The sequence below is a fragment of the Streptomyces sp. R-07 genome (assembly GCF_049913175.1).
GTDB lineage: Bacteria > Actinomycetota > Actinomycetes > Streptomycetales > Streptomycetaceae > Streptomyces.
In genome coordinates this window covers 4,227,011-4,239,210 of sequence record NZ_CP183978.1, presented here as the reverse complement: position 1 = coordinate 4,239,210, position 12,200 = coordinate 4,227,011, and the positions used below count along the sequence as shown (strand labels likewise).

General features: G+C 72.8%; 10 protein-coding genes, 2 tRNA genes and 1 riboswitch. Of the genes, 1 reads left to right on the top strand and 11 read right to left on the bottom strand.

What is annotated here, in order from left to right; all coding sequences use genetic code 11:
* Positions 1-10 precede the first annotated feature (10 nt).
* Positions 11-175: riboswitch (cyclic di-AMP (ydaO/yuaA leader) on the bottom strand.
* Positions 176-387: 212 nt separating this feature from the next.
* From ACN9M0_RS19345 to ACN9M0_RS19315, 7 genes are all read right to left on the bottom strand, one after another.
* Positions 388-1,599: a PP2C family protein-serine/threonine phosphatase gene (locus ACN9M0_RS19345; RefSeq protein ID WP_426403950.1), complete on the bottom strand. Its 1,212-nt coding sequence runs from the start codon at positions 1,597-1,599 to the stop codon at positions 388-390.
* Positions 1,600-1,720: 121 nt separating this feature from the next.
* Positions 1,721-2,956, bottom strand: coding sequence for an MFS transporter (locus ACN9M0_RS19340; protein ID WP_426403949.1), 1,236 nt, complete (start codon positions 2,954-2,956; stop codon positions 1,721-1,723).
* A complete protein-coding gene (locus tag ACN9M0_RS19335; protein ID WP_426403948.1) occupies positions 2,953-3,984 on the bottom strand; it encodes a PLP-dependent cysteine synthase family protein in 1,032 nt (343 codons plus the stop codon). Before ACN9M0_RS19335 ends, ACN9M0_RS19340 begins: the two co-directional genes overlap by 4 nt.
* A gap of 63 nt (positions 3,985-4,047) precedes the next feature.
* Positions 4,048-4,425, bottom strand: coding sequence for a hypothetical protein (locus ACN9M0_RS19330; protein ID WP_366037451.1), 378 nt, complete (start codon positions 4,423-4,425; stop codon positions 4,048-4,050).
* A 167-nt stretch (positions 4,426-4,592) separates the two neighbouring features.
* A complete protein-coding gene (locus ACN9M0_RS19325; protein ID WP_366037452.1) occupies positions 4,593-5,333 on the bottom strand; it encodes a MerR family transcriptional regulator in 741 nt (246 codons plus the stop codon).
* Positions 5,334-5,444: 111 nt separating this feature from the next.
* Positions 5,445-5,518: transfer RNA gene (locus ACN9M0_RS19320), tRNA-Met, on the bottom strand.
* A 52-nt stretch (positions 5,519-5,570) separates the two neighbouring features.
* On the bottom strand, positions 5,571-6,065 hold the full coding sequence (locus ACN9M0_RS19315; RefSeq protein WP_366037453.1) for a rhodanese-like domain-containing protein: 495 nt from the start codon (positions 6,063-6,065) through the stop codon (positions 5,571-5,573).
* 186 nt (positions 6,066-6,251) lie between these two features.
* Here ACN9M0_RS19315 and ACN9M0_RS19310 point away from each other — a divergent pair, with 186 nt between their 5' ends.
* A complete protein-coding gene (locus ACN9M0_RS19310; RefSeq protein ID WP_426403947.1) occupies positions 6,252-7,193 on the top strand; it encodes a sigma-70 family RNA polymerase sigma factor in 942 nt (313 codons plus the stop codon).
* A 46-nt stretch (positions 7,194-7,239) separates the two neighbouring features.
* Here the strand turns inward: ACN9M0_RS19310 and ACN9M0_RS19305 are convergent, their stop codons facing one another.
* The 4 genes from ACN9M0_RS19305 to ACN9M0_RS19290 all read right to left on the bottom strand — a co-directional run bounded on the left by ACN9M0_RS19305 (position 7,240) and on the right by ACN9M0_RS19290 (position 12,044).
* Positions 7,240-7,833, bottom strand: a complete 594-nt coding sequence (locus ACN9M0_RS19305) for a phosphatase PAP2 family protein (RefSeq protein WP_426403946.1) — start codon at positions 7,831-7,833, stop codon at positions 7,240-7,242.
* A 33-nt stretch (positions 7,834-7,866) separates the two neighbouring features.
* Positions 7,867-9,243 carry a diacylglycerol/lipid kinase family protein gene (locus ACN9M0_RS19300; protein ID WP_366037456.1) on the bottom strand — a complete coding sequence of 459 codons (1,377 nt, stop codon included), beginning with the start codon at positions 9,241-9,243 and terminating at the stop codon, positions 7,867-7,869.
* A 218-nt stretch (positions 9,244-9,461) separates the two neighbouring features.
* A tRNA-Lys gene (locus tag ACN9M0_RS19295) sits at positions 9,462-9,534 on the bottom strand.
* Positions 9,535-9,713: 179 nt separating this feature from the next.
* Positions 9,714-12,044, bottom strand: a complete 2,331-nt coding sequence (locus ACN9M0_RS19290; protein ID WP_426403945.1) for a DEAD/DEAH box helicase — start codon at positions 12,042-12,044, stop codon at positions 9,714-9,716.
* Between the last annotated feature and the right edge of the window lie 156 nt (positions 12,045-12,200).

Sequence of the window (12,200 nt, the reverse complement as noted above, 5' to 3'; positions counted from 1 at the left end):
GGGGGGCGCTCCTTTCCTTCCTTCTCGCCTACCGGGTTAGCTGACGGGTTCGGAGCAGGAAGGTCTCCTACGGGCTCGACCGCACGGGTGCGTGGTTCGCACGGGTACGAAGGGGCCCGATTCACCCCAAGTGGTGGTTCCCCGGTTCCTTTTCAGGATTCGGCGCGTGCGCACGGTGCCGCCTCTTGCGACGGCTGGGACGACCGCGCTGCGTTATCGAACGTTAATAGACAGGGGGTCCCGATTCCAAGCCGTTCCCCTTGATCATTCATTGAATTAGGGGAGTATCGCCCGAGTTGAGCCCCCTTCAGAAAGACATAAGGCGGGCGCGGCGAAACCCTCGCGATCTGACGTTATGTCAATTGTTATCGCAGTGACACCCCGCGACTACACCCGGTGACCGGACCCGTCCGGCGGCACCACCGGCATCGTCCGGCGCCGCTCGGGCTGCCCCGTCGCCGGGCGGCTCACGGCGAGCAGCGCCATGTCGTCCGTGGACCCGCCGCCCGTGTGGAGCCGTACGTCGTCCACCAGCGCGTCGAGCAGCTCCTCGGGCCCCGGGAAGATCCGTCCGGCGAGGCGCGCCGCCGGGTCGTAGAAGACGCCCTGCGCGTTCCGTGCCTCCGAGAGGCCGTCCGTGTAGAAGAGCAGCGTCGCGCCCGGCGGGAACGGCCGCGCCTCGGCCCGGTCCGGCCACGCCGCCAGCTCCCCCATGCCGAGCGGCAGCGCCGCCTCGCCCGGTTCCAGCGAGTCCAGGCGGCCGTCCGCGTACAGCATCAGCGGCGGCGGATGCCCCCGGTTGACGACCCGTACGAAACCGTCGAAGGTCCCGGCCCCGTCGGCGCGCGGGATCTCGGCCAGGACCGCGGTGGTGAACCCCTCGAAGGCGTCGAGCCCGTCCCGGCGGGTGCCCTCCCGGGCCAGCGCCCGTTCGAGGCGCTGCGCCACGCCCTCCAGGGTCCGCTCCTGCTCGGCCGCCTCCCGGAAGGCGCCGATGACGACGGCGACGGCCTCGACCGCCTCCATCCCCTTGCCCCGGACGTCCCCGACGACGAGCCGCACCCCGTGCGGGGTGTCCTGGACGGCGAACAGGTCGCCGCCGATGAACGCGTCGGCCTGCGCCGCCTCGTACCGCGCCGCGCACTGCAGCCCGCCGATCCGCTCGGCGGGCGTCGGCAGCACCGCCTTCTGCGCGGTCTCGGCGATGACCCGCGCCGAGGCGAGCCGCTCGCCGCTGCGGCGCACGACCCGGTTGATGAGGAGGGCGAGCGCCGAGACGGTGAGGACGGTCAGGGTCTCGGTGAGGGACGCGATCTCGTCGGCGGTGCCGTTGTAGACGTGCAGCCCGACGGAGGCGAGGACGGCGGCGATCCCGGTGAGCAGGGTCGTCAGGGTGGAGAAGAAGGGTGCGGCGATCAGCGGGGCGGCGGAGAAGAGCGGCGCCGCCGTGTAGGCGGGCGGTGTCGACAGGTCGAAGACGACACCGCCCACGATGACCAGCGGGGGCAGCGTGTGGATGAACCGCCGGGCGCCGCCGTACTCGGGGCGCCCGTCGCCTGCCCGCCGCCCTCCGCCCGCCGCTCCTAGGGGGTGCCCCACCTGTGCTCTCCTGCCCGGTCCGACCGGCCGCGGTCCGCACCGCGCCCTCCCAGGGTGGCCGCCGCCGCGAAGGGCGGCGACTCCCACGGGGCCGAGTGGCGTACGGCCGGCCGGGCGGGCCTCAGTCCCCGGACGCCCCCTCCGCCAGCCGGCCGCCCCGGGCGAGCAGGGCCATCGCCGCCGCGCACCCCAGGCCCACCGCGCACAGCACGAGCCACGGCGCGGCCGACCAGCCGGTGACGTCGAGGAGCGCGCCCGTCCCCAGGTTCCCGAGGGTGATCCCGATCCCGCACACCGTGTTGTAGAGCCCGTAGTGGGTGGCCACCCAGCGCCCCCGGGAGAGGGCGACGACGGTGTCCATCTCGTACGGGTAGAGCACCGCGTTCGCGACGGCCAGGACCGCCGCGCACAGCAGCAGCGCCACCAGGCCCCGGCCCAGGACGGCCGGCACCAGGAAGGCCGCGCCCATCAGGCCGAGCCCGAGGACGAGGCACCGCTCCCGGCTGAGGCGGCGCCGGCACCAGGCCGTGATGCGCAGCTGCCCGGCGAGCGCGACGAGCGCCGAGACGACGAACAGCGCGGTCGTCGGCCCTGTGCCGCCCGCCGCGAGCGGCAGCGCCAGATAGACCTGGAAGGACAGCACGTACGAACCGGTCATGGCGAGCGAGAAGAGCCAGAAGGTGCGGTGGGCGAGCACCGTACGGAACTGCCCCAGCTCCCCCTTCTCCCCCTCGTCCCCGGAACCGGACACGGCCCGTACGGGCATGTACCGGAGCTGTACGAGGGTCAGGCCGGCGAAGAGCACAGCCGCGACCACGCACGTCAGCCGGAACGACACCCCTGTCAGGGCCACCCCGAGGAGCGGCCCGAGCAGGATGCCCGCCTGGTAGTATGTGTTGAACAGCGCGAAGGCCTCCACGCGCCGCTCCTCCCCCGCCTCCGCCGCGAGACAGGCCCGTACGGCGGGGTTGAACAGCGCCCCCGCGAGTCCCGTCGCGAGCGAGGCGGCGATCAGCATCGGCAGCGACTGCGCGAAGGCGAGCGCCCCGAAGCCGACCGTCCGCAGCGCGCAGCCGGCCACGATGAGCGGCTTGAAGCCGAGCCGGTCGGCGAGCGCCCCGCCGACGAGGAACATGCCCTGCTGGGAGAGGTTCCGGGCGCCGAGGACGAGGCCGACGGCCCAGGCGGCCATCCCGAGCCCGTCCGCGAGGTGCGCGGCCAGGTACGGCATGAGCATGTAGAAGCCGAGGTTGATGGTGAGCTGGTTGAGGAAGAGGAGCCGTACGGCCGGATCGAAGGTACGGCTCTGCTTCCAGATGCCGCCCCTGGCCTTGGCGGGCGCGGTCGCCGTCGTCACCGGACACGCTCCAGGACCCGGCGGGTCCAGCCGCTGACGGTCGCGTCGGAGACGTACACGGCGGGGTCCTCCCGTACGGGCCCGTCGAGGAGCCCGTGCGCCGCGCAGAACTCGTCGTTGAAGACGGTGTCGAAGTACCGCTGCGGCCCGTCCGGGAAGACGGCCGCGATCCGGGTCCCGCGCGGCCTCGTGCGGGCCAGCCAGCCGGCGACGAGCGCGACCGCGCCCACGCTCCAGCCGCCGGTGGCGAACTGCCGCGAGGCCAGCCGGCGGGCCGCCCGCACCGCCTCGGCCGGGCCCACCCAGTGCACCTCGTCGAAGGCCCCGTGGTCCACGTTGCCCGGGTGGATGGAGGAGCCGAGGCCGCGCATCAGCCGCTCCCCGGCCGGCAGGCCGAAGACGGTGGAGTTCACCGAGTCCACGCCGACCAGCTCCAGGGCCGGGCTGCTGGTGGCGCGCAGGGCCCGGGAGATCCCGGCCGAGTGGCCTCCGGTGCCGACCGCGCAGACGAGGACGTCGATCCGGTCGAGCTGTGCGGACAGTTCGGCGGCGAGCCCCGTGTACGCGTCGGGGTTGTCGGGGTTCCCGTACTGGTTCGGCCACCAGGCCCCGTCGAGGCTCGCGAGCAGCTCGGCGACCCGGTCCATCCGGGCCTGCTGCCAGCCGCCCCGCGCGCTGGGCTCGGGCACGACGTGGACCCGGGCGCCGTGGGCGACGAGCATCCGCTCGACGATCGGTTCGAGACCGGGGTCGGTGACGACGTGCACGGGGTGGCCGTGGAGCACGCCCGCGAGGGCGAGGCCGAGGCCGAGGGTCCCGGAGGTCGACTCGACGATCGGGGCGCCCGGCCGCAGCTCCCCGCGACGGCGGGCCTGCTCGACCATGTAGAGGGCGGCACGGTCCTTGATGCCGCCGAAGTTGAAGCCTTCGAGCTTGGCCCAGTAGCCGTCGTCCGTCCACAGGACGGGGGTGTTGCCGACGGTCTGCCCGTCGGCGGGCAGCACGCTGCCGGTCAGTGGTGCGCTCATGGGGGCACGTCCTTGGGGTGGGTACGCGAAGGGGAACCTGGTCACGCGAGGGCGGGACCCGGTTCAGTTCCGGTCCACTCCGAGGGCGATCAGCAGACGGCCCGGCTCGGGGCCGGGGCCCGCCCGGCCCCGGACGCAGCGCGCGCGGGGATCGGTGCGGTGGTCCGCTTCGTACGGCAGGACCGCGGCTCCGCCGGCGTCGGGCGCGGCGGGCTGGGAGGAGGCGGCCTGGGCGGGGAGGTGGACGTCGAAGGTCCACGCGTCCCCGGACCGCTCGCAGCCGTGCGGGAGCGCGGGGGCGGAGACGGTCGCGGTGCCGGAGGTCGGCAGCAGGTGCCCGTGGGAGCCGTGGCAGACGCTCACCAGAAGGGCGAGGAGCGCGAGCAGGACGAGCACGGCGGGCGCCCGCCGGCTCACATCGCTCACACGCTGGTCACTCATGGTGCGCGCGAGACTACGGTGGGACATGGCGCGCCCGCAAAGAGGCGGGCACGGTTTTGGCCACCGTTTACTTCAGACAGGTCCGTCTCACTCCAGGCGGGTCCGTCTCACTCCAGGCGGGTCCGTCTCATCTTCAGGCGGGTCCGTCTCATCTTCAGACAGGTCCGTCAGAGGTTCCGCTCCGCGTAGACCTTCATCGCGTCCCGGACGAGGAGCGCGGTGCCCTCGCCGTGCCTGTCGTAGTTGGCGGCGAAGCGCGGGTCGTCGACGTACATCTGCCCGAGGCCGATCAGGTACTCCTTGCTCGGCGTCGTGGTCGTCGACAGCCACGCGACCTGGCGCCACGCGATCGCCTGCACCTCGTCACTGTCGGCGGCAAGGCCCTCGCGCGCCGCCCGCCCGAACTCGCGGGCGATGCCGGCCTGCTCCTCCATGAACACCTTCTTCTGCGCGGGGCTCAGCGAGCGCCACCAGCGGTCGGCCTTCTCGTACGCCTCGCGGCCCCAGCGCTCGGACACCTCCTCCTCGTGCACCGTGTGGTCGAAACCGTCGAAAACTTCCTCGGCCATGAGCTCTTCTCCCTTCTCCGTCTTGTCGAGAGTGGTCCGCACCGACGCGATCTGGCGTCCGATGCGCTCCCGCTCCTGCTCCAGGAGGGCGAGATGGGTGCGCAGGGCGGCGGACGTGTCCCGCTGCCCCGCGAGGACCTCGGCGATGGCGGGCAGCGAGAGCCCCAGCTCGCGCAGCAGCAGGATCCGCTGCAGGCGCACGAGCGCCGCCTGGTCGTAGTACCGGTAACCGTTCGCGCCGATCCGGCTCGGCTCCAGCAGCCCGCGCTCCCCGTAGTGCCGGAGAGTGCGGCTGGTGGTACCGGCCTTCTTGGCGATCTCCTGGATCGACCACTCCATGCCGAGAACGCTAAATCTTGACGTCGCGTAAAGGTCAAGCGGAGAGAATCGTCCGCGACACGACGAAGGCCCGGATCCAGTGACTGGATCCGGGCCTTCGTTGCTACTGAGTAGCGGGGACAGGATTTGAACCTGCGACCTCTGGGTTATGAGCCCAGCGAGCTACCGAGCTGCTCCACCCCGCGTCGGTAAACATGACTGTACGGCATGACCGGGGCGATCACGAAATCGGTTCCGTCAGCACCCGCAGTCGTCGGAGTCGACCGGCGCCGTGAGCGGGTCGGCGGCCTTCTCCGCGGGGCCCTCCCACGTCTCGTACGCGAAGCCCTCGCGCACCCAGTACTCGAAGCCGCCGAGCATCTCCTTCACCTGGAAGCCCAGCTCGGCGAGGGCCAGCGCGGCCCGCGTGGCGCCGTTGCAGCCGGGGCCCCAGCAGTACGTGACGACCGGCACGGACCGGTCGAGCAGCCGCTCGGCCTGCTCGGGGATGAGCGCGGTCGGCAGGTGGATCGCGCCGGGGACGTGCCCCTGGTCCCAGGAGGCGGTGGAGCGGGAGTCGATCACCACGAAGCCCGGGTCGGTGCCCTCGGCGGCGGCCGTGGCGAGCGCGGACGCCACGTCGGAGACGTCGGCGTGGAAGGCGAGGCTGGCGGAGAAGTAGGCGGCCGCGGCGGCGGGGGAGGCCGGCGGGGTGCGGAGCACGGGGTTGACCTGGGGCGTTGTCGTCGTCATGGTGATCAATCTACGGACGAAGATCACCGTGCTGAAGTGGGGATTCACGGTGGTCGGGGGCTTCGGCCGGGGAATCCCGGGCGTTCGCCACGAGACGGCGGGGATCTCACGTAGCGGGACCTCCGCGGCCTTGTTCCGCCGCCGGTGTCCGTGTCACATCGGCGGGGTTTCATCCGTCATGACGGCATGACGGGACGCGAACGGGGAGATCGACGAGTGGAGCAGGACCGCGACACCATGGAGTTCCTGGCCCGGCGCTTCGACGCCGACCGCGGCCATCTGCGGGCGGTGGCCTATCGGATGCTGGGCTCGCTCAGCGAGGCCGAGGACGCCGTCCAGGAGGCCTGGTTCAAGCTCAACCGCAGCGACGTCAGCGGCGTGGAGAACCTCAGCGGCTGGCTGACCACGGTCGTCGGCCGTGTCTGCCTCGACATGCTGCGCTCGCGCGGCTCGCGCCGCGAGGACCCGCTGGAGTACTACGTCCCCGACTCGGTGGTCCGGGTCGCCGACACCACCGACCCGGAGCACGCCGCCGAGCTCACCGAGTCCGTCGGGCTCGCCCTGCTCGTCGTCCTGGACACCCTGGGGCCGGCGGAACGGCTCGCGTTCGTGCTGCACGACATGTTCGCCGTCTCCTTCGACGAGATCGCGAAGATCGTGGACCGCACCCCGGCCGCGACCCGCCAGCTCGCCAGCCGCGCCCGCCGCCGGGTGCAGGACACCGCCCCCGCCCCCGGTCCGGACGCGCGGCGGCAGCGGGAGATCGCCGACGCGTTCCTCGCCGCGGCGCACGGCGGCGACTTCGAGGGCCTGCTCGCCGTCCTCGACCCGGACGTGGTGCTGCGCGCCGACGGCGGCAGGACCCTCGCGGCCGTCTCCCAGCTCGTCCGCGGCGCCGAGGCCGTCATCGCGCAGGCCCTCACGTACGCGAAGTACCGCACGGACACGCTGCGGGTCGTGGCCAACGGCCAGCCCGCGGTCCTGTCGGTCGTCAAGGGACGCCCGGGCTCGCTCATGACGTTCACGATCGTCGAGGACCGGATCGTCGCGCTGCACATCCTGGCGGACCCGGAGCGGCTGGCGAAGCTCGGCCTCACGGAGGAGGAGCTGGCGCTCGCGACGCCCTGAGGTACGTACCGAGGTACTGAGGAAGTGATCGGCCACTGACGGCCGGTCACTTCCCCCTGGCCGCCCACCAGCTCCCGGCCGCCAGGGAGACGCCCGCGCTCGCGACGCCGAGGAGGGCGCCCGCGGCGACGTCGCCCGGGTAGTGCACCCCGGTGTGGACCCTGGAGTAGCCCACGGTCCACGCCAGGACCGCGAGGGGCACCGCGGCGGGCGGCAGCACCGAGCCCACGGCGGTGGCGAAGGCGACCGCCGACGCGGTGTGCCCGGAGGGGAACGAGGCCGAGGCCGGCATGGGGACATGACGGCTCACCACCACCCGGGCCGCCTCCCGGTCCGGCCTCCGCCTGCGGACGAGACGCTTGCCCAGCAGGTTCGCCGAGGCCGAGGCCACCGCGATCGCCCCGACCCCGGCGAGCGCGGCCCGTCGCGGCCTGCCCGGGGCGAGCGCGAGCGCCGCCGCGACCGTGAACGAGATCTTGGAGTTGTCGGCAGCCGCGGAGAGCACGCGGAACGCCGTGTCGAGCGTGGGCGTGGGCGTCGCGGCCACCGCGGCGTACACGGCGCCGTCGACGGCCCGGATGTCGTGCAGGACCGCCCGGCAGGTCCCGGTCGTCGGGCCGGTCGTCGTGTCGTCCGTCATGCGCCGCTCCTAGCAGGTTCAGTGGTACGGGATTCAAGGGGTGCAGGAGTCCCACGGGTTGCTCCGGTCCGGCTCCTCGGGGAAGGCCAGCCGGGTCAGGCGCCGCCAGTCGAGGGGCGGCGGGGGCACCGGCGACCCCGGCCGGTCGCGGGGCACGAGGACCCGCAGGGCGCGCGGCCGGAGGATGCAGACGACGGGCGTGGGCAGGGTCAGCGCCTCGCCGTCCACGGCGACGGAGATGGTGGCGCCCGCGCCGCCGGGGCCGCCCCCGACCTCCACCCTACGAGCCGTCAGAACGTTCAGGCCGGTCGCCCGGTTCCCCAGCACGGCCAGCTCGGCGGCCTGGGCGGCGCCGTCCACGCGGATGCCGATCACCCCGAGCTCGCCGCCGTCGAGCCGCGTCCTGCGGGCGGCGACCGTGCCGAGCGGATCGGGCGCCGCGTACGGGTTGTTGCTGACCAGGAGCGCCTGCAGGCCGCTGAGCGGGGTGGCGTCGGCGGTCGCGTCGAGACGGCTGCCCTCGCCGCCCTGGAGCAGGTCGGGCAGGACGTCGAACGCGGTGCCGGCCTTCGCGTCGCGGTACTCGGGGCGCTGGACCACGTCCGCGTACACCCCGAAGGAGACGGTGTTGACGAAGGGCCGCCCGGCGACCGAACCGAGGTCGACCCGGAGCTCCTCGCCGTCGCGCAGCGCGTCGAGGCAGCGGGACGGGTCGGTGCGGTCGAGGCCCAGGTCCAGGGCGAAGTGGTTGCGGGTGCCGGCCGAGACGACCAGGAACGGCAGGTCGTGCGCGGCGGCGACCTCGGCCACGAGGGCCTGCGTGCCGTCGCCGCCGGCCACCCCGAGCAGATCGGCGCCCTCGGCCACGGCCTTCCGGGCGAGGGCGGCGACATCGACCTGCTCGGACGGGTCGAGCAGGATCACCCGCGCGCCGAGCGCCTCCGCCCGCGCCACGAGCCCGAACCGCGCGACCTTCCCGCCGCCGGACCTCGGGTTCATGATCAGGACGGGCCGGCGGGGCGGGGAGGCGGGTGCGCCCCGCATCAGCGCGTCCCGCTCGTCCTCCGGGCGCCGCAGGGCGGCCCGCGCGCAGGACAGCGCCACGCCCCACAGCCCCAGGGCCACGAGGGCGTTCACCCAGACGCCCCCGACGACGTACAGCCCGAGGGTCACGAGGGGCGCGCCCACCGCGAGCGAGGCCCCCAGCACCCGCAGGGGCCCGCGGTGCGCGAGGAGCCACCAGACGCCCACGGCCGAAGCGGCGAGCCCCAGGAGGCCGCTCAGCAGGATCAGCACCCCGCCGCCGAGCGCGGTCAGCAGGGCCGCGCCCGCACCCGCCATGGCGAACAGCGCGTAGCGGGCCAACCGCTGGGCCTCCCCCGCCGGATCACCGGAACCGCTCGCCGCCACCGACCCCACCTCCACACTCCGCGTCCACGCTTCCCCACACTCCCCGCCGCCGCCCCCGGACGGGCCCGTTCGGACGAACGAAGTTCCGAGAGCCAAGACTCCGAGAACAGCAGGACGGTTCTCCGCCCCGCCCCCACAACGACAGAGCGCCCCGCCCGGAGAAACCGGTCGGGGCGCTCTGCGACAGGCGGAAGGGTTTCCCCTCGCCCTGCCATGCGTAGGCCGTGTGGGACTCGAACCCACAACCAATGGATTAAAAGTCCACTGCTCTGCCAATTGAGCTAACGGCCCGTGGACAAGCACACCCGAGCAGCATAGCCCGAGAGGGCCCCGGAACCGATCGGGTATCCGACACCGGCCGCGCCGCGGGGCCGGTCGTCGTGGACGGGGCGCTGGTCGGCGGTACGGGAAAGGGCCCGTACCGGCACCGGAGTGCGGGTACGGGCCCTTTCTCAGGGTCCTACGCGATGTCAGCCGTTGTGCTTCCAGCGCGGCTTGTCGTCGCGGCGGCCGAAGGAGCCGCCGGTCGAGCCGGTGCTGCCGCGGTGGTCGTCACGACGGCCGTACGGGCGGTCGCCGCCACCCGAGCGGAAGCCGCCGGCGGGGCGGTCGTCGCGACGGTCGCGGTTGAACGGACGGTCGCTGCCACGGTGGCCGCCGGTGGGGCGGTCGTCACGACGCTCGAAGGGACGGCCGCCGCGGTCGTCACGGTTGAAGCCACCCGAGGGGCGGTCGTCACGACGGAAGCCACCGGACGGACGGTCGTTGTCACGACGCTCGAAGGGACGGCCGCCGCGGTCGTCACGGTTGAAGCCACCCGACGGACGGTCGTCACGACGGAAGCCACCGGACGGACGGTCGTTGTCACGACGCTCGAAGGAACGGCCGCCGCGGTCGTCACGGTTGAAGCCACCCGACGGGCGGTCGTCACGACGGAAACCACCGGACGGACGGTCGTTGTCACGACGCTCGAAGGAACGGCCGCCGCGGTCGTCACGGTTGAAGCCACCCGACGGGCGGTCGTCACGACGGAAACCACCGGACGGACGGTCGTTGTCACGACGGAAGCCACCACGGTCACCGCCACGGTCGCCACCGCGGAAGCCGCCGCGGTCGTCGCGGTTGAAGCCACCGCGGTCGCCACCACGGTCGCGGCGCTCGTAGTTGCCGCGCTCGTCGCGGGCCGGACGCGCCTCGCGACGCTGCTCCTCGACGCGAGCGGCACGCTCGGCCTCGACGGCGGCGGCAGCGACCTCGGCCTCGGCGGCCTCGGTCACCTCGGCGACAGCGGCCTCGGGGTCCTCGCCACGCTCACGGGCGGCGCGGGCCACCAGACGGTCGGCCTCCTCGCGGAGCTCGACGGCACGGCGCTGGAGGCGCTCCAGCTGCTTGGTCAGCTCGACGACCTCGCGCTCGGCCTGCTTGGCGGCGTTGTTCGCGGAGTCGGACTGGACCTCCGTCAGCGAACGCGCACCGGTGATCTCGGCGACCTCGGGGTCGAAGGCGCCGGCGCTCTGGATGATGTGGCGCGAGGCGTCGACGCCCGCGTCCTCCATCAGCCGGAAGATCTGGCGGCGCTGGTGCGGCAGCGACAGCGAGACGACGACACCGGACTTGCCGGCTCGGGCCGTACGACCCGAGCGGTGCAGGTAGTCCTTGTGGTCACCGGCCGGGTCCACGTTCAGGACCAGGTCGATGCCGTCGACGTGGATACCGCGGGCGGCGACGTCGGTGGCGACCAGCGCGTTGACGTAGCCGTCCTTGAAGTCGGCGAGGACGCGGGTACGGGCGCCCTGCGTCATGCCGCCGTGCAGCGCGTCCGCCTTCACGCCGGACTCGACGAGCTGCTCGGCGATGCGGTCGGCGCCCAGCTGGGTGCGGACGAAGATGATCGTGCGGCCCTTGCGGGCGGCGATGGCGGCCGTGACCGGCGCCTTGTCCTTCGGCTTCACGACGAGGACGTGGTGCGACATGGTCGAGACGTTGCCCTGGGCGCTGTCGACCTCGTGGCTGATCGGGTTGTTCAGGTAGCGCTTGACCAGCGTGCCGATCTCGTTCTCCATCGTGGCGGAGAAGAGCATGCGCTGACCGCCGGCCGGCACCTGGTCGAGCAGCTCGGTGACCTCGGGCAGGAAGCCCAGGTCGGACATCTGGTCGGCCTCGTCGAGGACGGCGACCTGGACGTTCTCCAGGGAGCAGGCGCCACGGTTGATGATGTCGCGCAGTCGGCCCGGGGTGGCGACGAGGATGTCGACCCCGCGCTCGAGGGCGTAGATCTGGTTGCCCATGGACGTACCGCCGCAGACGACCTTGATCTTCAGGCCGAGTACGTCGCCGTACGGCTGGAGGGCGTCGGCGACCTGCATCGCGAGCTCGCGGGTCGGGGTGAGGATGACCGCGCGGGGCTTCTTCTTCTCGGTGTGACCGCCGGCCAGCTGGGCCAGGGTCGGCAGACCGAAGGAGAGGGTCTTGCCGGAGCCGGTGCGGCCACGGCCCAGGATGTCCTTGCCGGCCAGGGCGTCCGGGATGGTCGCCGCCTGGATCGGGAAGGGGGTGGTGACACCGTTCTGCGCGAGCTTGCGCACGACGCCCTCCGGCAGACCGAGGTCCGCGAAGGTGACGGTCGGCTCGGCGGGCTCCTCGACGGAGTCGTCGGAGTCGATGTCGGTGTCGATGTCGAGCGCCTCTACGGCCTCGACGGTGTCGTCGGCCTCGATGGCGACGGGCTCGGTGGCCTGGACGGCCTCGACGATCTCGTCGTTCTCGGGCATGACGGCGTGGTCAGAACTGAAAATGGACATGCGAAATGCGAAACCTTCCGGAGTCTCGGCACGCGCCCGTCAACTCCGTGATTTCGCAAACGACCGCCTCAATGCGGTCAGCCACGGCTAGGGAGAGTACGCGCCACACGGCGCTCTTCTGTGTCGGCGCCGGGCAATAGGATCAAGCGATCTACC